The 19,403-nt window shown below is 57.5% G+C and carries 18 protein-coding genes; 6 read left to right on the top strand and 12 right to left on the bottom strand.

The window, feature by feature from the left end; all coding sequences use genetic code 11:
• Positions 1-19 precede the first annotated feature (19 nt).
• Both I2E69_RS14640 and ribH read left to right on the top strand, forming a co-directional pair.
• On the top strand, positions 20-703 hold the full coding sequence (locus I2E69_RS14640; protein ID WP_195461960.1) for a tetratricopeptide repeat protein: 684 nt from the start codon (positions 20-22) through the stop codon (positions 701-703).
• Positions 704-712: 9 nt separating this feature from the next.
• Positions 713-1,243 carry a 6,7-dimethyl-8-ribityllumazine synthase gene (ribH, locus tag I2E69_RS14645; RefSeq protein ID WP_195461961.1) on the top strand — a complete coding sequence of 177 codons (531 nt, stop codon included), beginning with the start codon at positions 713-715 and terminating at the stop codon, positions 1,241-1,243.
• 69 nt (positions 1,244-1,312) lie between these two features.
• Here ribH and I2E69_RS14650 read toward each other — a convergent pair whose 3' ends face one another.
• The 6 genes from I2E69_RS14650 to I2E69_RS14675 all read right to left on the bottom strand — a co-directional run bounded on the left by I2E69_RS14650 (position 1,313) and on the right by I2E69_RS14675 (position 8,557).
• Positions 1,313-2,734 (bottom strand): calcineurin-like phosphoesterase C-terminal domain-containing protein, encoded by a 1,422-nt coding sequence (locus I2E69_RS14650; protein WP_195461962.1) that lies wholly within the window; start codon positions 2,732-2,734, stop codon positions 1,313-1,315.
• 30 nt (positions 2,735-2,764) lie between these two features.
• Positions 2,765-4,114, bottom strand: a complete 1,350-nt coding sequence (locus I2E69_RS14655; protein WP_195461963.1) for a sodium-dependent transporter — start codon at positions 4,112-4,114, stop codon at positions 2,765-2,767.
• A 50-nt stretch (positions 4,115-4,164) separates the two neighbouring features.
• Complete coding sequence (gene folB / locus I2E69_RS14660) at positions 4,165-4,518, bottom strand: dihydroneopterin aldolase (RefSeq protein WP_195461964.1); 354 nt, start codon at positions 4,516-4,518, stop codon at positions 4,165-4,167.
• Between the two features lies 1 nt (position 4,519).
• Positions 4,520-5,818: a tyrosine--tRNA ligase gene (tyrS, locus tag I2E69_RS14665; RefSeq protein WP_195461965.1), complete on the bottom strand. Its 1,299-nt coding sequence runs from the start codon at positions 5,816-5,818 to the stop codon at positions 4,520-4,522.
• Between the two features lie 101 nt (positions 5,819-5,919).
• A complete protein-coding gene (locus tag I2E69_RS14670) occupies positions 5,920-7,791 on the bottom strand; it encodes a DNA polymerase III subunit gamma/tau (RefSeq protein ID WP_195461966.1) in 1,872 nt (623 codons plus the stop codon).
• 103 nt (positions 7,792-7,894) lie between these two features.
• On the bottom strand, positions 7,895-8,557 hold the full coding sequence (locus tag I2E69_RS14675; RefSeq protein ID WP_195461967.1) for a hypothetical protein: 663 nt from the start codon (positions 8,555-8,557) through the stop codon (positions 7,895-7,897).
• Positions 8,558-8,931: 374 nt separating this feature from the next.
• Between I2E69_RS14675 and clpB the strand changes: the two genes are divergently transcribed.
• Positions 8,932-11,529 carry an ATP-dependent chaperone ClpB gene (gene clpB, locus I2E69_RS14680; RefSeq protein ID WP_195461968.1) on the top strand — a complete coding sequence of 866 codons (2,598 nt, stop codon included), beginning with the start codon at positions 8,932-8,934 and terminating at the stop codon, positions 11,527-11,529.
• A 51-nt stretch (positions 11,530-11,580) separates the two neighbouring features.
• Here clpB and I2E69_RS14685 read toward each other — a convergent pair whose 3' ends face one another.
• The gene (locus I2E69_RS14685) at positions 11,581-12,441 is read right to left on the bottom strand and encodes an alpha/beta hydrolase family esterase (RefSeq protein WP_195461969.1); all 861 of its coding nucleotides are present in this window, start codon (positions 12,439-12,441) and stop codon (positions 11,581-11,583) included.
• 10 nt (positions 12,442-12,451) lie between these two features.
• Entirely contained in the window at positions 12,452-13,381 is a 930-nt protein-coding gene (locus I2E69_RS14690; RefSeq protein WP_195461970.1) for a glycosyltransferase family 2 protein, read from the bottom strand.
• Between the two features lie 66 nt (positions 13,382-13,447).
• On the opposite strand from I2E69_RS14690, the gene I2E69_RS14695 reads away from it, so the two are divergent.
• Positions 13,448-14,329 (top strand): hypothetical protein, encoded by an 882-nt coding sequence (locus I2E69_RS14695; protein WP_195461971.1) that lies wholly within the window; start codon positions 13,448-13,450, stop codon positions 14,327-14,329.
• 30 nt (positions 14,330-14,359) lie between these two features.
• Here the strand turns inward: I2E69_RS14695 and I2E69_RS14700 are convergent, their stop codons facing one another.
• Both I2E69_RS14700 and I2E69_RS14705 read right to left on the bottom strand, forming a co-directional pair.
• Positions 14,360-15,013, bottom strand: coding sequence for a cytidylyltransferase domain-containing protein (locus tag I2E69_RS14700; RefSeq protein WP_195461972.1), 654 nt, complete (start codon positions 15,011-15,013; stop codon positions 14,360-14,362).
• A gap of 169 nt (positions 15,014-15,182) precedes the next feature.
• Entirely contained in the window at positions 15,183-16,148 is a 966-nt protein-coding gene (locus I2E69_RS14705; protein WP_195461973.1) for an acyltransferase, read from the bottom strand.
• A gap of 306 nt (positions 16,149-16,454) precedes the next feature.
• Between I2E69_RS14705 and I2E69_RS14710 the strand changes: the two genes are divergently transcribed.
• Together I2E69_RS14710 and I2E69_RS14715 are read left to right on the top strand one after the other, a co-directional pair.
• Entirely contained in the window at positions 16,455-16,595 is a 141-nt protein-coding gene (locus I2E69_RS14710; RefSeq protein WP_195461974.1) for a hypothetical protein, read from the top strand.
• 25 nt (positions 16,596-16,620) lie between these two features.
• On the top strand, positions 16,621-17,040 hold the full coding sequence (locus I2E69_RS14715; RefSeq protein WP_195461975.1) for a polymer-forming cytoskeletal protein: 420 nt from the start codon (positions 16,621-16,623) through the stop codon (positions 17,038-17,040).
• A gap of 381 nt (positions 17,041-17,421) precedes the next feature.
• Here the strand turns inward: I2E69_RS14715 and I2E69_RS14720 are convergent, their stop codons facing one another.
• Positions 17,422-18,162 (bottom strand): hypothetical protein, encoded by a 741-nt coding sequence (locus tag I2E69_RS14720; protein ID WP_195461976.1) that lies wholly within the window; start codon positions 18,160-18,162, stop codon positions 17,422-17,424.
• A 112-nt stretch (positions 18,163-18,274) separates the two neighbouring features.
• Positions 18,275-18,793: a hypothetical protein gene (locus I2E69_RS14725; RefSeq protein ID WP_195461977.1), complete on the bottom strand. Its 519-nt coding sequence runs from the start codon at positions 18,791-18,793 to the stop codon at positions 18,275-18,277.
• Between the last annotated feature and the right edge of the window lie 610 nt (positions 18,794-19,403).

Below are 19,403 nucleotides of genomic sequence, written 5' to 3' on the forward strand. Positions count from 1 at the left end.
TAATAACACAATACGTAATATGGCAAAGCAGAACGTCGCCGAACAGGAAACCCTCGGCGAAGCAATGAACAGAACGGAGCTCTTTTTCGAGAAGAACGGCCGGCTGATGTCTTACATCTTTCTCGGCCTGCTCGTTGCCGCAGCTCTCGTTTTCGGCTACCGCTCGCTGATTCTCCAGCCCCGTGCTACGAAGGCTGCCGAGATGATCGCCGAGGCACAGTCGCGTTTTGAAGCTGAAAACCCTGATTTCGAACTGGCGCTGTTGGGCGACGACAACGCCGCAGGTTTCCTCGACGTGATCGCAAAGTACGGTTCGACGCCTTCGGGCAACCTCGCCAAGCATTATGCAGGTATCTGCTACCTGCGTACGGGCGACCTGGAGAATGCCGGCAAGTACCTGGCCAAGTTCTCGCATCTGAAGGGTATTCCCGGAGAGTTGATCAACGCCCAGAACTACGGTTTGCAGGGCGACATCGCCGTCGAGCAGCAGGACTACGCCAAGGCGGTGAAGTTCTACGAGAAGGCCGTGAAGGCCGCCGACAACAACCTGACGGCTCCGATGTATCTGCGCAAGGCCGGTCTTGCGGAGCAGGCTATGGGCAATCAGCAGAAAGCCGCTGCTTACTATGAGGAGATCATGACTTCGTATCCCGCCTCGATGGAGGCCCGCGATGCGGAAAAACTGCTCGGCAGCGTAAAATAACGAAGGACGATGGCGACCAAGAATCACAACCTTTCCAAATTCGACTCACCCCTGCCTTCGGCCGCTGATATGCGGTTCGGTATCGTCGTGGCCGAGTGGAACCGCGAGGTCACCGAGGCCCTGTTGGAGGGCGCCGTGCGTACGCTGCGTGCTGCCGGATGCCCCGATATGAACATCCAGGTCAAGTATGTCCCGGGTACGTTCGAGCTTTCGCTCGGTGCGCAGTTCTTCGCGGAGTATACCGACGTGGACGCGGTAATCGCCCTCGGATGCGTTATCCAGGGTGACACGCGGCACTTCGATTTTATCTGCCAGGGCGTGACGCAGGGCATTACGCAACTGCAAATCCAATGGAACATGCCCATTGCCTTCGGTGTGCTGACGGTCAACGACATGCAGCAGGCCCTCGACCGCTGTGGCGGCCGCCACGGCAACAAGGGCGACGAGGCCGCAGCTACGGCTGTCAACATGGTCAAGTTGCAGATCGACATGGAGGCAGCTTCTCCCGACCATGAGCCCGACCGCCGCAACATCAACTAAACTTCGGTTTTACCTTCGATAAAAAAAGCCATCCTAAACAGGATGGCTTTTTTTATTGGGGTCGGTGTATTATTCTTTAGTCTGCTCCAGGGAGATGCGCTCCGAATAGCGGCGTCCGAAACGGTCGGTGGCGACCACTTCGACGACCTGTGCCGAGGCCGAAGGACGGGCCTTGAAGAAGAAATCCGAGATGCGCAGAGACTGCGACTTGGCGATCTTCTGTCCCGCGGTTTTCAGCGAGTCGAGGTAGGCCGCGTAGTCCGGGTCGCCGATCCGGATGCGCTGCATCGAGCCGCGGTAACGGCCGTCCTCATACCAGACGACGGTCCAGTAAGGGTCCCAGTTCCAGACTTTGACGACGATGCTTCCGGGATACTCCTTTACCGTTCCGGGCTTCCAGGTCCGCAGTTGCCACGCCGAAGGAGCGTCGAGACTCTGGTATTCCCACGAGAAATCTCCGCCGCATTCGCGGAAAAGCTGGTAGCCTTTGGGCGTGCCGTCTTTGTTGATCGGATCGTACCACAGGTTGCCGCAGATTTGGGCGACGTTGTGTTCCATGACTCCTTCGCGAATGTCGAAGTTCGAATTGATGTGTGTGTGTCCCGAGATGAAATGGAGCTCCTGGCCGGCAAAAGCGTCGATCAGTTTCTCGGCCGACGCCATGACCGGTTTTTCTTTCCAGTATTTGAAGATCGGGGCGTGCACGGCTATGCAGACGCGCGATCCGGCAGGCAGGCGTTCGGCGTAAGCTGCCGCCCAGCGCAGTTGCAGGGAGTCGATCTGCTCTTCGTACTTCTTTTCACCGTGGTAGATAATGTCGTCGAGCACGATATAGTGGGTCCGGCCCATGTCGAACGCATAATAGGTAGGACCGAAGAACGACCGGTAGTTCTCGGTGGCTTCCCGGTCGGTATATTTCTTCAGGTTGTGGTCGTGGTTGCCGATGACGCCGTAAACGGGAATTCCGAGCGATGCGAACTGCTCCTTTACGCGGGCAAACAGCTCGGGAGAATCCCAGACGATGTCGCCCAGCAGGATGGCGGCCTGCTGCACTCCCTGTGCTTTCTTGGCCGTGGTTTCGGCCTGCAGGACGGGGATGATCTCTGTACAGAGCCGCTCGAAATGCTTCTCGGTCTTGGGCTGCGGATCGGCGATGGCCAGCAGTTCGTAAGCCTCTCCGGTCGCCGTCCACGGCCGCAGTTCAAAGTCGTAACGTTTCGTCGAAGGGGCGTAGGGCAGGTAAAACTGCGGCACACCCTGCTTTGTCGGCGCGATGTGGCCCGACGGGGTTACGAGGCTGATGAACAGCGCTTCGTCGTTGGCGTCGAGCGTAAACACGCCTTCGGCGTTGCTTTCTGTGAAGGCGTAGCCGTCCGTAACGGTGATGCCCGCCATGGGTTTTCCGTCGCATTTCACCGTGCCCTTGATCGGGCGGGCGGAAGCTGCGGCAAAGAGTCCGCAGAACAGTAATAGAAGTGTAAGTCGTTTCATAAGGGTAGTTTGGGTTATACGTGGCGGGCGTCAGAAGAGACCCAGGTTATCCAGGAAAATGAGCAGCAGCACCGCAGGGCAGATGTAGCGCAGCAGGAAGATGAACACCCCGTAAATACGGAACTTCAGCGTGCCGTCGTTGCTGATCTGCGCTTTGAGTATTTTCTGGTCGAGGCGCCATCCGACGAAGATGCAGGTGAAGAACCCGCCTGCGGGCAGCAGGATGTTGGCCGTGAGGAAGTCGAGCGAGTCGAAGATGTTGAGCCCGAAGATGCTCCATCCGCTCAGTACGCCCAGTGACAGCGACGCTACGGCAGCCAGCGCCATGCAGGCCCCGGTCGTGGCCCATGCGGCGGCTTTGCGGCTCAGATGCCACTCTTCGTGCAGGTAGGCCGTGATGACCTCATGTAAAGAAATGGTAGAGGTGAGCGCCGCGACGACCAGCAATAGAAAGAATACCGACGACCAGACCATGCTCAGCGGCATCGAATTGAAGATACCCGGCAGGGTGATGAAGACCAGCGACGGGCCTGACGAAGGCTCGATGCCTACGCTGAAAACCGCCGGGAAAATCACTACGCCGGCCAGTATGGCGACCAGTGTGTCGAGGATCGTGACGTTCAGTGCCGTATGGCGCAGGTTGGTGTCGGGCTTGAAGTAGGAGGCGTAGGTGACCATCGTACCGATGCCGATCGAGAGTGAGAAGAATGCCTGCCCCAGCGCCACGAGCACGGTCGAGGGACCTACCTTCGAGAAGTCGGGTTTGAAAAGGAACCGGAGTCCTTCGTCGCCGCCGGGCATCAGCAGCGAGTGGATCGACAGTGCGATGAGGATGATGAACAGCAACGGCATCAGCACTTTGGCTGAGCGTTCGATGCCTTTCTGTACCCCCATTGCGATCACGAAATGCGTGGCCAGCACGAAGAGCGAGGTGTAGACTACGGGCCGCCACGGATTCTGGATGAAGGTCTCGAAAACGCCTTTGTATTCGTCGGGGGTGGTGAGTTTCGCCAGGCTGCCCGTTACGGAGTGAACCATATATTCGGCGGTCCATCCCGAGACTACGAAGTAGAAACCCAGGATCAGGAACGCCGCGATCACGCCGTTGTAGCCCAGGAAGCTCCATTTGGGGTCGAGTGCCCGGTAGGCGCCTACCGCGTTGCGGTGCGAGGCACGCCCGACCGAAAATTCGGCCACCATGATCGGGAGTCCCAGCAGCAGGACGCAGAGGATGTAAATTACCAGGAAGGCTCCGCCGCCGTTGTCGCCGGCGACATAGGGGAACCGCCAGATGTTTCCCAGTCCCACGGAACTTCCCGCCGCGACGAGCACGGCGCTCAATTTGCCGCCCAGGGTAGCGCGGCCGTGTGAATGATGCATATCGGTCCTATTTGAAAAACACACGCGCACGCATCGCGTGCGCGTGTGTTTTATTTTTCCAGTACAACGCTCACCTTCTCCAGCTTGCCGCCGAGCGGAGGCGCCAGTTTCGAGACGGTGCATTTTACGTGCCGGACTTGCCCGAAGGAGGCGTAAACCGCTTCGATGATGTTCATTGCCACGCGTTCGATCGTGCGTTGGGTAATGCGCATCTGGAGCGAAACGACTTCGTAGACCGTAAGGTAATTGACCGCCTGTTCGACACTGTCTTCGGCAGCCACATTGCCCAATTCGGCCGTGATCTCCAGATCGACCGTAAAGCGGTTGCCGACCTTCCGCTCGAGTTCGTAACAGCCGTGCAGCGCCCGGAACTCCATGCGTTGAAGAACGATGCGGTATTCCATCCTACTCGGCGATCACGAGGTAGTAGTTCTTCTTACCTTTCTGCACGAGCAGGTATTTGCCCGCGATCAGGTCCTCTTCGCCCACCGGACGCATCGCGTCGGCGATTTTCTCCTTGTTGAGCGACACGCCGCCGCCCTGTACCATCTTGCGGCATTCGCCTTTCGAAGGGAAGATGTCGCTCTTCTCGGCGCACAGGTCGATGAACGGTAGGCCCAGTTCGGCTCGGGAGATGCGGTATTGCGGTACGCCCTCGAATACTTGCAGCAGCGTCTGCTCGTCGAGACGGTGCAAAGCCTCCGATGTAGCGCCGCCGAAGAGGATCGCCGAGGCTTCGACGGCCTTTTCATACTCCTCTTTGGAGTGAATCATCGTGGTGATCTCCTGTGCCAGCCGCTTTTGCAGCACGCGCAGGTGGGGAGCCGCTTCGTGTTCGGCGATGAGTGCGTCGATGGTCTCGCGGTCCAGCAGCGTGAAGATCTTGATGTAACGCTGGGCGTCTTCGTCGCTGACGTTGAGCCAGAACTGATAGAATTTGTAGGGCGAGGTATACCGCGGGTCGAGCCATACGTTGCCGCCTTCGGTCTTGCCGAACTTCGTGCCGTCGGCTTTGGTAATCAGCGTACAGGTGATACCGAAGGCTTCGGCTTCGGAACCCAGCTTGCGGCGGATCAGCTCCGTACCGGTGGTGATGTTGCCCCACTGGTCGGCGCCTCCTAACTGGATTTTGCAGTTTTTCGTCTCGTAGAGGTGCAGGAAGTCATAGCCCTGGACCAACTGATAGGTAAACTCGGTGAACGACATGCCGTCGCCCTCGCCGCTGAAGCGTTTCTTTACCGAGTCCTTGGCCATCATGTAGTTGACGGTGATGCATTTGCCGATGTCGCGGATGAAATCGAGGAACGTGAATTCCTTCATCCAGTCGTAGTTGTTCACCATCTGTGCGGCGTTCGGGGCGTCCGACTCGAAGTCGAGCAGTTTCGCCAACTGGCGTTTGATCGCTTCCTGATTGTGGCGCAGGGTTTTCTCGTCGAGCAGGTTGCGCTCCTGCGACTTGCCCGAAGGGTCGCCGATCATGCCTGTTGCGCCGCCGATGAGGGCCAGCGGACGATGGCCGCACATCTGGAAGTGCTTGAGGATCATTACGCCTACCAGGTGTCCGATATGCAGCGAGTCGGCCGTGGGGTCGATGCCCAGGTAAGCCGTCGTCAGTTCTTTTTCGAGTTGTTCCTTCGCGCCGGGCATGATCGTGTGAATCATGCCGCGCCATTCGAGTTCTTCGATGAAATTCTTTGTTGCCATGTTATTTTTTCTGTTCTTTCAATTTTTTCCTTTCGGGCGCAGATCGGGGTTTTACCCCATGCGACTGTTCCGCCGCCCGTAAATTCCGCTTCTTAAGCGGGTTATTCCACTTCTAAATCCAACGCCTGGCGGAGTTCCACGATCAGCGGGTTTTTCTCTGTCATGTGTTTCACCCGGTCTTCGAGCTTGATCGGGCGGGCGGCCCGTATCTGCTCGTTGACGACGACCTCCAGTTCGATGGCTCCCGTGATGTCCGCCAGTTCGGCGATGCGCATCAGCATACCCGTCTTGCTGCGGAGAATCTCCTCGCGCAGTTCGCTCGTCGGTACGCTCAGCGAAATCGTGTTGCCCCGCACGGTCATCAGTTCGAAGGCCGGGACGAACCGCGGACGCCGCTCCTTCATGAGGTTCAGGATCTTATCCCGGGCGTGCACCAGTTTCCGTTCGCACTCGGGGTCGATCGCCACGGCTTCCGGCTCGGACAATTCGTCCTCGGAGGACTCTTCGTCCGCATCACCGCCCGCCGAGGCGAGCAGTTCCGAAAGGGAGGTTCCCGAGATTAGCGGTCGCCGGGCAGGCTGGGGCGCAGGTTTCGGCGCCGCGGGCTGTGCCGGCGCCGTTTCCACCCGGGGCTCTGCCGCAGGGGGCGGGGTAGCGGGTGCGGGAACCGGTTGCACGACAGGCTCGGGCTCAACCGCCGCAGGTTGCTGCGGTACGGCCGGAGCAGGCGCTGCTGCTGCGACGGGTTCGACTGCCGGGGCTGTCTGCGGTTGTGCCGTGGGCACGGGGGCCGCAGGTGCTGCCGGAGCGGTCGCTGCCGCCGTACGGGGTGTCAGGCTGGGAAGCGGATACTCCCCGGGGGATGTCAGGGTGTCATTTTTTTTTTGGCCGAGCCCCGCGATTTTCATCAGGCCCAGCTCGACAAGCAACCGCTGGTTCGACGATTGCCGGATCTTCCCGTCGAGCTCCGTCAGTACGGAGATGGCTCCGAACAGGAACTCGACACTGCAGGCGCCCGCCTGCGTCCGGTATCGTTCGAGCAGTGTTCCGGTCATTTCGATCAGCCGCAGCGTTTCGGGACGCTTGGCCATCAGAAGGTCCCTCATGTGGCGGTTCATGCCCGCCATGAAGGTCTGCCCCGAGAATCCCTTCGACAATACGGTGTCGAAGGTAACGAGTACGTCGACGTAGTTGCCCGCGAGGAGCATTTCCGTGACGCCGAAATAAGTGTCGTAGTCCAGGACGTTCAGCGTCTGGGCTACATTGCGGTAGTCGAGCGCCATGCCGCAGAACGATACGGCTTTGTCGAACATCGACAAAGCGTCGCGCATACCGCCGTCGGCTTTCTGGGCGATCAGGTTCAACGACTCTTCATCGGCCGTGATGCCCTCCTGCGAGGCGATGTATTTGAGGTATTCGACGGAATCCTCGACGCGGATGCGGTTGAAGTCGTAAATCTGGCAGCGCGAGAGGATGGTCGGGATAATCTTGTGTTTTTCGGTGGTCGCCAGGATAAAAATGGCGTGTGCGGGAGGCTCTTCGAGCGTCTTGAGGAAGGCGTTGAAGGCCGCCGCCGAGAGCATGTGGACCTCGTCGATGATGAATACCGAGTAACGGCCCACCTGCGGAATGATGCGTACCTGTTCGATCAGCGTGCGGATATCTTCCACCGAGTTGTTCGACGCGGCGTCCAGTTCGTGGATGTTGAGCGACCGTCCTTCGTTGAACGAGCGGCACGATTCGCACTCGTTGCATGCTTCGGCGCCGTTGGGCGCAAGGCAGTTGATAGCTTTGGCGAAGATGCGGGCGCAGGTGGTTTTGCCTACGCCGCGGGGACCGCAGAAGAGGTAGGCGTGGGCCAACTGGCCGCGCTCGATGGCGTTCTGGAGCGTCGAGGTGATATGTTTCTGCCCAACGACCGATCGGAAGGTCGCGGGGCGGTATTTGCGTGCGCTGACGATGAAATCACTCATAGTAGCGCAAAGATACGAAAATTAAGAATAATTTGAGCCGGCGGGGATGAAAAAAGCGGAAACCGAAACCGGTTCCCGCTTTTTACAATTCGATGCCGGAGTCTTACTCGTCCATTTCGACCGTACCGTCGGCGAAAGCCTTGAAATCTACCTGGTAGTACTGGAGCGACTTTTTGCCGGCGCTTTCGACGTACTCCTTGCCCGGTTCGATGACGTTGATCTCGAATTCGCAACTGATCTCGCCGAGTTTTTTGTCCCGGTCGAGGAACGAGCTGCCCGAAGTGACCGCTTCGGCGATCGTATAGGAGCCGATGCTGCGGAATTCATACTCCTCGGGAATCGCGGCCTTGGCTGCGTCGTACTGTTTCTGGATAATCTCAGCGTTGATCATCTCGGGGGTAATACCCTTGATCTCGTCGAACTTCCGGTCTTTGACACCGCTGCCGGAGGCGTCGCGCAGGTCGGTGACCGTTCCGGCGGTCTGTCCGCCGAGGATCAGGCTTTGCGTGAAGCAGCCATTGGATTTGTTGATCATCTCCAGGTGGACGGAGAACAGATCGTTTTCGAGGCTTTCACCCTCCATCCAATAGATTTTGTAAATTTTCCACTCTTTGAAGTCGATGTTCTTCTTGATGGCGTCGGCAACTTTGGTCGTTGCTTCGATGGTGTCCATCTTGGTGGGAGTGAATGCTGATTTGAGTGAATCACACGAGGTGACGGCTAACGCAATTGCCGCGATCAGCAGGGAAAAACGAGTTTTTTTCATGGTTTTATGGGTTTTGAATGATTCGGCGACAATGAATCGTACGAAGCGGCATAGAGCCTGTTTTTATGTTAGTATTGACTGCTGTTTGCCTAAAAGACGCTTATCGGCTGCGAAGGTAGAAAAATTTGGCTGTCGTAGATGCGCGCAGGACGTTCTTGTCCCCCTGCTGTATGCCCTGTATGGCCTTTTGGACGGTATTTGATAGGTAGAATGTCCCCCTCCCGAATTCCCGGAATCTGGTTGTGCGGCTGACAGTCTGGCGGAATCTGGCGGTCAATATGTGACAAAAGATGACACAATGGCTGAAAATGCAGACTGGCAGGGGTTTTGCGGAAGTTGGGTATACAACAAGAAAATTCTAAAAACACATACTTATGAACATTAACACGTTAACCATTAAAGCGCAGGAGGCGCTGCAAGCAGCGCTCAACCTGGCGCGGGAGCGGGGACAGCAGGCTGTCGAACCGCTTCACCTGCTCGCGGTGCTGATCCGCGAGGACGATTCGCTTTCGACGTTCCTTCTGGGGCGTGTGGGCGTGAATGTACGCGGGCTGCGCGACGAAGCCGAGCGGGCCGTGGGTTCGCTGCCGCGCGTCGAAGGAAGCGGCGAGCAGTTCTTTGCGCAGGATACCTCGAAGGTAATCCAGCGTGCCGTCGATTTTACGAAGAACTTCGGTGACAAATACGCTTCGGTCGAACACCTGCTGCTGGGCCTTGTGGCCGAGCGCGGACAGTCCGCCGACATCCTCAAGCGCAACGGTGCGACGGAGAAGGAACTGATCGAGGCCATCCGTACTTTCCGCAAGGGAGCGACGGTCGATTCGCAGACTTCCGAGCAGCAGTTCGATGCCCTGGGCAAGTATGCCATCAATTTGAACGAGCAGGCCCGGAGCGGCAAACTCGATCCGGTTATCGGCCGTGACGAAGAGATTCGCCGCGTGCTGCAAATCCTTTCGCGGCGTACGAAGAACAACCCGATCCTCGTGGGCGAGGCCGGTGTCGGCAAGACCGCCATCGCCGAGGGTATTGCCCGCCGTATCATCGACGGCGACGTGCCGGAGAACCTGAAATCGAAGGTCATCTACTCGCTGGACATGGGAGCCCTTATCGCCGGCGCCAAATACCAGGGCGAATTCGAGGAGCGTCTGAAGGCGGTCGTGCAGGAGGTCGTGTCGAGCGAGGGTGAAATACTGCTCTTCATCGACGAAATCCACACGCTGGTCGGAGCCGGCAAGTCATCGGGTGCGATGGATGCCGCAAACATCCTCAAACCGGCCCTTGCGCGCGGTGAACTGCGGACGATCGGCGCCACGACGCTCGACGAGTTTCAGAAATATTTCGAGCAGGACAAGGCCCTCGAACGCCGTTTCCAGAAGGTGATGGTCGACGAACCTTCGCAGGAGGATGCTATTTCGATTCTCCGCGGCCTGAAAGAGCGTTACGAGAACCACCACCAGGTGCGGATTAAGGACGAGGCTATCGTGGCGGCCGTCGAACTGTCGACGCGTTACATCACGTCGCGTTTTTTGCCCGACAAGGCTATCGACCTGGTGGACGAAGCCGCTTCGCGGCTCCGGTTGGAGATGAACTCCGTGCCCGAGGAGATTGACACCCTCGACCGCCGGGTACGCCAGCTCGAAATCGAGCGCGAAGCCATCCGCCGCGAGAAGGACAAGGAGCGTGTGGCGCACCTCACCAAGGAGATCGAAGAGTTGAAGGCGCGCGACGCCGAGATGCGCGCCAAGTGGCAGGGGCAGCGCGATCTGCTCAAAAAAATCCAGGCGAATAAAGACAAAATCGAAAGCCTGAAAATCGAAGCCCAGCAGGCTGAACGCCAGGGCGACTACGGCAAGGTGGCCGAAATCCGCTACGGCAAGATTCAGGAGGCCGAGAAGGAGATCGCAGCGTTCCAGGAGGAGTACCGCCTCGCTTCGGCCAGCGGGTCGATGATCAAGGAGGAGGTTGATGCGCAGGATGTCGCCGAGGTGGTATCGCGCTGGACGGGGATTCCCGTGACGCGCATGCTGGCTTCGGAGCGTGAGAAACTGCTGCATATGGAGGACGAACTCCACAGGCGCGTCATCGGACAGGAGCAGGCCATCGCGGCTATTTCCGATGCCGTGCGCCGCTCGCGCGCCGGGCTGAACGATCCCCGCAAGCCGATCGGTTCGTTCATTTTCCTCGGTACGACGGGCGTCGGCAAGACCGAACTGGCGAAAGCCCTTGCGGAGTTCCTGTTCAACGACGACCAGATGATGACGCGTATCGACATGAGCGAATACCAGGAGCGGCATGCCGTGTCTCGGCTCGTCGGAGCGCCTCCGGGATATGTCGGTTACGACGAGGGCGGCCAGCTCACCGAGGCCGTGCGCCGCAAACCCTATTCGGTCGTGTTGCTCGACGAGATCGAGAAGGCGCATCCCGATGTCTTCAACATCCTGCTGCAGGTGTTGGACGACGGCCGCCTGACCGACAATAAGGGGCGTACGGTCGATTTCCGCAACACGATCATCATCATGACCTCGAACATGGGATCGCACGTAATCCAGGAGAATTTCGCCGAGGCCTTCAACGGCAAGAAATTGCCCGAGGAGGTGGTCGAGCGAACCCGCCTGGCGGTGATCGACCTGCTGAAGCAGCAACTCAAGCCCGAATTCCTGAACCGTATCGACGAGATCGTGATGTTCGAACCGCTGACGCATAAGGACATCGAACGCATTGTCGATATCCAGTTGGGCATCGTGCGCAAGATGCTTTCGGAGAACGGCATCCGCCTGGAATACAGCGACAAGGCACGCGAATGGATCGCCGCGGCGGGTTACGACCCGCTCTACGGAGCGCGTCCCGTGAAACGGGTCATCCAGCGTTATGTCGTGAACGACCTCTCGAAGCGGATTCTTGCGGGCGAAGTCGATCACTCGAAGCCGATCTCGATCGACGCCGGAAAGGACGGGCTTTCGTTTTCGAACTGACGCCGTTCTGTAAAATGAAAAGGGTTCCGAATCGTTCGGAACCCTTTTTATTTACCGGATGTATTTGCTGAAGAACTTCCACAACTCCTCGCCCGTGTCGATGTCGCGGTCGAAGAACCACGAATGCTTGCCGCCGATCACTTCGTAGAGCCACACTTCGCAGCCGTCCGTGCCGCCCGTGAACCGGTGTGCGACGACGCGGTGTCCGGTTTCGGGATTGCCGACCGGAAGCGTGTCGCATTCGATGCGGTTGCAGCGGTCTTTCGAGGCCCAGTGGTGCACGGCCAGCGGCACGGGGAGGTAGGAGCCCCAGCCGCCCTTGTTCTCGGGGTCGCCTTCCCAGGCGGAGGTTTTGTCGGCCGTGCCGTGTATCTCGAACAGCGGTACGGGAACCGTCGAGTCGTCGGCCCGGTAGAGCCATTCGAGCATCAGCCCCGAGACGGGGGCCACGGCGGCGAACAGCCGGGGCCGCTGTACGGCCAGTTGGTAGCACATCTCGCCGCCGTTCGACATCCCGGTGCAGAAGACGTTATGCCCGCTCAGATGGTGCTTTTGCTGCAGGTGCGCCACCAGTTCGGTGATGAACTGCACGTCGTCGATGGCCATGCCGGCCTGGAACGGATAGCCCGCATTCCAGCAGGTCTTGCCGCGCCCGTCCTTTTCGCCCTGCGGGTAGCAGACGGCGAAGCCGTGGCGGTCGGCGATCTCGTTCATTCCGTAACTTTCGGGTCGGGCCTGACCCCCGTAGCCGTGGAGGACGACGACCAGCGGTGCGCCGTCGGGCAGCCCTTCCGGAAGGTGGAGTTTGTACGTGCGTTCGATGCCGCCCGAGCGGAGCGTATGGTCGGGCGTTTGCCGGGCATAACTCGTGAAGACAGCCAGGAGCAGCAGGGTTTGCAGGAGGTATTTCATGGTCTTGGGTTTAGAGTCCTTTGCGGGCGAGGCGCCAGGCCAGCGCGTTGTAGAACCGGATCACCGGGCCGCGCCAACCGGCGGGCAGGGCGTTCAGCAAGCGGACCTTGCGCAGCGTGCGGCGATAGGTTTTCGTGTAGGCGAAGAACCGGGCGGCGCGGGCGGCCTCCTTCGTGCCGCCTTTGGCGCTTATGACGAGGGCTTTCCCCAGCGCGGCGCGGGCCACGAATTCCCGGTCCTCCTCCGGTGCATTGGGGTCGTAGAGTTCTTCGAACGAATAGACGGTCTGTTCGGGGGTGTAACTCGTCGCCGATCGGTTCGATGCGACCCGCGAGTAGCGAACCAGCCGTTCGGGCGAGAAGCAGACCGGATAGCGGCGGGCAATCCGGATCCACATGTAGAGGTCCTCGGCGATCTTCATGCCGTCGGGGAACAGTCCCACATTGTCGAAAACGCGCCGCGGGATGCAGCAGGCCGACGGAATGGCGATATACTGGTGGGCCGAGTCGCGGAAAAAATTCCCGACGATGCCGCGCTGCGAGGGTGTCGGTGCGGGGTAGAGCCCGTCGTCGCTGACAATGTTGAAGGCTGTGCAGTACATGCCGCAGCCGGGAAATTGGTCGATCATTGCGGTGATTTCGGCGAGAAATCCCGGCTCCCATGCGTCGTCGGCGTCCAGGAGGGCGATGTACTCGCCCGTCGACTCTTCGATGCCGTGGTTACGCGCGGCGCATACCCCGGCATTGGGCTGCGGGACGAGCCGTACCAGCGGTGATCCGATCGAGCGTACGATCTCCGCACTGCCGTCGGTCGACCCGTCGTCCACGACGATGATTTCCCGGGGGAGGAGGGTTTGCGCCAGCACCGAACGCACCGCTTCGCCGATCTCGCGTTGTTTGTTGTAGAGGGGTATGACGACCGAAATAGGGTGTTCTGACATCTGTTCTGCCGGGTTTTGTTGCGAAGATATTGATCTTTTGCTACTTTTGCAAATAAAACCAGTCCGATGACCGCATCCGAGAAAATCATCGCATTCATTCGCAACAGCTTCGACACGGCGCTGTACTTCGCCGTGATGGCCGTGAAGGAGAACTTCCGCAACTACATCCGCCGCGCCGGGACGGTCGGGGAGCCGAAGCCTTCGGTCCTGATCCTCGGCAACGGGCCTTCGCTGGCCGAAGACCTGCCGCGGCTGATCGAGCGGGGCGAACACACGGCGAAGGATGTTATGGCGGTCAACTATTTTGCACTGGACGAGCGTTTTACGACGGTCCGGCCGGCTTATTACGTGCTTTCCGACCCGATGTTTTTCCGCGACAGCGTCTACCGCGACCGCGTTGCGGAACTTTACCGGGTTCTCAATGAGCGGGTGACGTGGCCGATGAACCTCTACGTGCAGTATTACAACCCTGAGCGGTTCGACTACCGTGCGGCGCTGCCCAATGCGAATATCCGCATCGTAAAGTTTCATACGCAGGTTTATTCGGGATTCCGGAGCGTGGAGTTCTGGCTCTTCCGCCGCGGCCTGGGAAGCGCCAATTTCGGGACCGTGGTGCAGGTGTGCGAGTACATCGCCCTGCTGCTGGGGTATAAGAGGCTGGAACTTTGCGGCGTGGACCATACGTTGCTCGACGGCTTGTCGGTCGACGGCGAAAACCGCCTTTGCCGGTCCGACGGCCATTATTACGACGACGCTCCGGCAGCTCCGAAGCCGATTTTCCAGAAGGTTCCCCGCCGGCCCTATACGATGGCCGTTTACCTGGCGGAGGTCGCCGAGTTGTTTCGCGGTCACGAGGTGTTGCGCGACTATGCCCGCTCGCTCGGGGCGCGGATCGTAAACCGGACGAAGGGGTCGATGATCGATGCCTACGAGCGGGGCGCAGAATAAAAAAGGGCGGTTGTAAAACCGCCCTTTTTTCTATCTCGGCAAATTCTGGCTTGCCGCGATGATCTCCGCCATCGCGAAATCCTCGGGGTAGTCGATATCCAGTCCTTCGATACGGTCCACGACGGCCATGTAAGGCCTCTCGCCGATGCGGCGGCCCCGGCTGCGCCACAGTTCGCGCGAAAAGATGAAAAAGGCGCTGGTTTCGATATAAACCGGCTCGATGGTCTGCGTGCGGGGAATGTTGTCGAGGGCGTAGTTGAGCGGTTTGCCGCCGAACCACGCGAAGGTCCGGATCTCCTCGGCGCTGAATGCCGAGTCGAACTCGCCCGAGCGGACTTTTCCGAGCGCATCGGCGATCGTCGCCGCGCGGATGAAGGGCGAAGTAGCGTGTGCGAGCAGGTAGAGGTCCGCCTCGACTTTTTCCGTGAAACTGTCGTAAATCTCTTTGCCGAGCGTCGTGTCGTTGTCGAGCGACGGGTCGCGGCGCAGCAGCCGAACCCCTTCGGGCAGCAGTTCGCGAATCCTCTCGTCGCTGCAGAAGACGTAAACTTCGTCGATGCCCTCTACCGAAGTCAGGGTTTTGAGGATGTGGCACATCAGCGGCGAGCCGCCCAATGGCCGGAGGTTTTTGCCTGCGACACGCTGGCTGTTGAGCCGAATGGGAACGAATGCGACGGTTTTCATGGAGTTTGATAATTTGTAAAGGGGTTCGTAGCGACACTTTGCCGCTTGCGGCATCCAAGTCCCCGCCCCGGGCGGGGATTTAGGGGTGGGGCGGATTTGCAAACACGGCGGAACGCCGTGAGAACGGCATTCGGAGCTGCGATACATTTCTGATATTTCAACCGGTATTTCATTGTACTAAAAGGTTGCAGCCCCGGATGTCCGAATGGTCGATGCGGCCTTCGACGACGAACGACCCGTCGGCTCCGACGCGGCCCACGTCCTGCGTCTGGATAAAGGCGCAGGACCACCAGTTTGCAAGGTCTGCGATGTTCAGCCCGCCACGGGTTCGGGCCGGGAGCAGGTCGAACGGATCGTTGACATCGCGCGCCGTGACGCGCATCCAGCCCGGACAGCGGAACACGTTGCCGCCCGCCGAATAGGCCTGTGAAGTCAGTTCGGCCATGCCGTATTCCGAATGGATTTCCCCGACGCCGAAAGCGTTGCAGAGGATTTTGTGGAACTCCTCCTTCGGGATCTCTTCACGGTAGCCCTTCATGCCGCCCGTCTCCATCACGATCGTGCCGGGGAGTTTCGGGGCGTAACGCTCCGCAAGGTCCCACAGCGCATAGCTTACGCCCAGCAGGATTTTTGGCTTCGGGTCCCGCTCCATGGCGGCCAGCAGAGCTTCGTAGTCGTCGAGGTAAAACCCGCCCGAACCGCAGTCGGCGATCAGCCGGTCGGCCATGTAGACCAGTGACGAGCCTTTGCGCCGCAGGTAATTGGGCAGCAGGGCATAGAGGCTCAGCCCGGCGGGATTGCCGTAGAAGGCCCGGAATGCCGTGCGGAACGCCTGTTCGTAGAGCGCCAGCGAACGCATCGGGTGGCGCGAGGGAGTCATGCCCGTCGTGGCCGAGGAGGTGAAAACGACCTCGGGCGGCGCCTCCCCGCAGTAAATGTCGTGGGTTTTGAATAATCCGATGGGCAGATACGGAATCTTTTCCGGCGTGTCCACGCACTCCGCCCGGACGCCGATCCGGGCGAGGTATTCGCGGTAGGGGGCGCAATCGCGGGCCTGGCGGCGGAATACCTCCAGCGCCGCGGCGTCGAAGGTTGTCCTGTCCGCGATACGGAATATGTCGTCCGGGGTAATCATTGCCACAAAGGTAACAAAAAACAAAATTATTTTTCTGTCTTTGTCGCTGTAATCTCAAAGGGGATTGCGACATTTTACAATTTGCACGAAAGTGTAAGTTCTATCTTCTGCGAACGAAATCTGGTAAATTGAATTCCTGGTGAAGATAGGCATAGTTTTTCTACGTCACGACTCGTGGCGTGGGATTGTGTCCTATTTAACCATAAGGTTTACCAGAGCCTGTTCGCATAAGTGGGATTTCAGTTCCACGCTTTCTTTTTATGGCTGCTCCATCGGAACTGGGGAACGCGAAAACTCAAACTCATTATGAAGAAGTTTTTCAGGTTAGGCCTGTCGTGGTGTGCAATAGCCCGGCGGGTTTGCATGGAGTGGATCGGTTCCCTGCTTAACGGTCCCGAGGTTTATCGGGAGGGTTGGGAGCGTCCCGACCCGGATGAAGTCAAGTAATCGAATCACTTAAAAGTCACTGTTTATGAAACTGTTTTCAAAAGAAGAAAGCTACATCTCGGCGAAGATGCGGCTCTACGGAGATGTCGAGACCGACGCTGATATTTCGATCGACGGTTATATCCGCGGCAATGTGCGGTCAAAAAAGAACGTGATGCTCGGAGCTTCGGCCCACTTCGAGGGGAATATCGAGAGCGATACGGCCATGATCTGCGGCTATTTCAAAGGGAGCATTACCACAAAACGCATCATCGAGGTACGGACTCCGGCAGTCGTTATCGGAGACCTGATTTCGGACTCGGTGCGTGTGGAGTCCGGAGTTGCCATTCAGGGGAAAATTCAGGCGAAAACCATTCAGAAGGATTCCTCCGCGGAGGTTCGGATGGTTGCGGAAGAGGAGCTCGCTTCGGCGGCCCTCGCCGAAGCGTATGCCGCCGAGGAGTGACTTTCCGCCTGCCGGAACGTAACATGCGGCATATCGTGCAAATCCCGGTTCCGAACCCTTTTATTGCGCAGGGTTCGGAACCGGGATTCGCTGTCATGTCCGGCTTGCGGGCTGAAGACCGGAATATTTAAAACAATCCGTATCCGCTGTGGCTGTCGTCGCTGAGATTTGTCTTTTTCAACTGGGCTTCGACCTTTTTCAGAATTTCGTCGTATTTCTGCTCCGAAAGCCAGGGTCTCATCATTTCGTTCAATTTCTCCAGTTTTTCGACTTGAGGACCCAGGATTTCCTGCTTCTGCGCATAGGTTTCGGCCTTCATGAGTTCTCTCAGCAGGGGGCATTTTCAGGTCGGGACAGCGCCGCAAAAATCCGGCGTAAAGTTTATTTGCAGTAAACAAAATCGCCCGTCCTTGTAAGGTCGGATGCAAGGAAACGATCTCTCCATGCGGCGTCGATCACAAAGATACGACCTTGAAGGTACGTCCTGCGTTCACCTGGATGGATGTCGGTGAGGTCGCCTGTCTCGTTGCGTTCCAGTTCGATTATCAGGGCGTTGCTTTCGTTGGTGGTGACGACCGCGTACTTGATTGTTCTATCCTCCAGCGTCCATGTGTAGAGGTCGTAATCGGAGCAGAATGATTCCTCGGTATGTACAGGCTCGCCGTAGCGTTTGCTTAGTTGGGCGATAAAGTCATCGTTTTCGGCCTGTGTGAGTTCGTCGATATACCCGCTCGCCACAAAAATGCGGCCGTCTAACGTCGTGGCAAAATTGGCGGCGTTGCATATCCGGCCCGCCATGCTCAGGTATTCATCGGTCGAGCAGACCGAGCCCCACCGGTATTCGATCCACAGGGCCTCGTTCGTGTCTAAATCGCGGTATGTCTCTTTGCCGTATCCTTTCCTGCCGAATCCGGACGATGGAACCAGATAAAAGTCGTCTCCGTATTCGGGGTCTTTGTAACATTCGGGCAATATTTCGGAAATGGATGTCGAGAAGTCGAAATCGTCGAGTTCGATTGTCCTCTCACCCAGGGGACCGGGTTTGGAGGCACAGGCAGGGAGCTGGATACCGGCAAATAAAATCATGGCGGGAACGATGTAGGAGTAATAATGTTTTTTCATGTCAGTTATTCTGTATGGTTTATCGTCAGATTTACATTATATAAAAATAACCATATCTTCCGCAGGGGGCATTTTCAGGTCGGGACAGTGCCGCAAAAATCCGGCGTAAAGTTTATTTGCAGAAAACAAAATCGCCTGATCTGGGATGTCCGGAAGCGAGGAAACGCTCCTTCCATGCGGCGTCGATCACAAAGAAATAACTTTGAAGGTGCGTTTCACGTTCACCTGGACGGATGTCGGTCAGTTCGCCTGCTTCGTTGCGTTCCACTTCGAATTTCACAGCGTTGCTTTCGTCGGTGGTGGCAACTGCATATTTGAGCGTCCGATCTTCCAGTGTCCATGTGTAAAGGTCGTAATCTTCTATGAAAAACGAATTCTTGGTATGTTCCGGTTCGCCGTAGCGTTTACTCAGTTGCGCGATGAAATCGTCGTTTTCGGCCTGTGTGAGTTCGTCGATAAATCCGCTCACCACAAAAATACGGCCGTCTAACGTCGTAGCAAAATTGGCGGCGTTGAATGTCCGGCCCGCCATGCTCAGGTATTCATCGGTCCAACTGCGCATGCCATGCCGGTACTCGATCCACAGAACCTCATCTGTGGAGTAGCTGCGGCATGAGTCTCTCTCGTACACATTCTCGCCCGATACGGATGGAACCAAATAGATTTCATATCCGTATTCGGTGTTTTTTTGTAGCGTTCGGGCAGTATCTCCGAAATAGATGTCGAAAAGTCGAAATCGTCGAGTTCGATTGTCTTTTCACCCAGCGGGCCGGGCTTGGAGGTGCAACCTAAAGACATAAGACTTGCTGATGTAATCATTAATAATGTCGATTTAATCTGTTTCATATTCTTTCAATTACTATGTTTGTACATTCTCATTGATCTGGAAGAAATAATTATGAGGTACAAATGATCGTGTATTTTCGTGTATATTTTAAAGTAGGAGTGTTTCCGGGATGCCGGAACGTAAAATCCAGTCCTTCATGCGAATCCCGGTTCCGGACTCTTTGGTTGTGCAGGGTTCGGAACCGGGATTTGTAATCGTGTCCGGCTTGCGGGCTGAAGACCGGAATATTTAAAACAATCCGTATCCGCTGTGGCTGTCGTCGCTGAGATTTGTCTTTTTCATTTGGGCTTCGACCTTTTTCAGAATTTCGTCGTATTTCTGCTCCGAAAGCCAGGGTCTCATCATTTCGTTCAATTTCTCCAGTTTTTCGACTTGAGGACCCAGGATTTCCTGT

It is taken from the genome of Alistipes sp. D31t1_170403_E11, from assembly GCF_015553985.1.
Lineage (GTDB): Bacteria > Bacteroidota > Bacteroidia > Bacteroidales > Rikenellaceae > Alistipes > Alistipes montrealensis.

Bases quoted from the DNA above. Each gene is read 5' to 3' on its own strand.
- I2E69_RS14710 (WP_195461974.1), top strand. From the start codon at position 16,455: ATGAAGAAGTTTTTCAGGTTAGGCCTGTCGTGGTGTGCAATAGCCCGG.
- clpB (WP_195461968.1), top strand. From the start codon at position 8,932: ATGAACATTAACACGTTAACCATTAAAGCGCAGGAGGCGCTGCAAGCA.
- tyrS (WP_195461965.1), bottom strand. From the start codon at position 5,818: ATGGCAACAAAGAATTTCATCGAAGAACTCGAATGGCGCGGCATGATT.
- I2E69_RS14655 (WP_195461963.1), bottom strand. From the start codon at position 4,114: ATGCATCATTCACACGGCCGCGCTACCCTGGGCGGCAAATTGAGCGCC.
- I2E69_RS14640 (WP_195461960.1), top strand. From the start codon at position 20: ATGGCAAAGCAGAACGTCGCCGAACAGGAAACCCTCGGCGAAGCAATG.
- I2E69_RS14695 (WP_195461971.1), top strand. From the start codon at position 13,448: ATGACCGCATCCGAGAAAATCATCGCATTCATTCGCAACAGCTTCGAC.
- I2E69_RS14675 (WP_195461967.1), bottom strand. From the start codon at position 8,557: ATGAAAAAAACTCGTTTTTCCCTGCTGATCGCGGCAATTGCGTTAGCC.
- folB (WP_195461964.1), bottom strand. From the start codon at position 4,518: ATGGAATACCGCATCGTTCTTCAACGCATGGAGTTCCGGGCGCTGCAC.
- I2E69_RS14700 (WP_195461972.1), bottom strand. From the start codon at position 15,013: ATGAAAACCGTCGCATTCGTTCCCATTCGGCTCAACAGCCAGCGTGTC.
- I2E69_RS14720 (WP_195461976.1), bottom strand. From the start codon at position 18,162: ATGAAAAAACATTATTACTCCTACATCGTTCCCGCCATGATTTTATTT.
- ribH (WP_195461961.1), top strand. From the start codon at position 713: ATGGCGACCAAGAATCACAACCTTTCCAAATTCGACTCACCCCTGCCT.
- I2E69_RS14670 (WP_195461966.1), bottom strand. From the start codon at position 7,791: ATGAGTGATTTCATCGTCAGCGCACGCAAATACCGCCCCGCGACCTTC.
- I2E69_RS14685 (WP_195461969.1), bottom strand. From the start codon at position 12,441: ATGAAATACCTCCTGCAAACCCTGCTGCTCCTGGCTGTCTTCACGAGT.
- I2E69_RS14690 (WP_195461970.1), bottom strand. From the start codon at position 13,381: ATGTCAGAACACCCTATTTCGGTCGTCATACCCCTCTACAACAAACAA.
- I2E69_RS14705 (WP_195461973.1), bottom strand. From the start codon at position 16,148: ATGATTACCCCGGACGACATATTCCGTATCGCGGACAGGACAACCTTC.
- I2E69_RS14715 (WP_195461975.1), top strand. From the start codon at position 16,621: ATGAAACTGTTTTCAAAAGAAGAAAGCTACATCTCGGCGAAGATGCGG.
- I2E69_RS14650 (WP_195461962.1), bottom strand. From the start codon at position 2,734: ATGAAACGACTTACACTTCTATTACTGTTCTGCGGACTCTTTGCCGCA.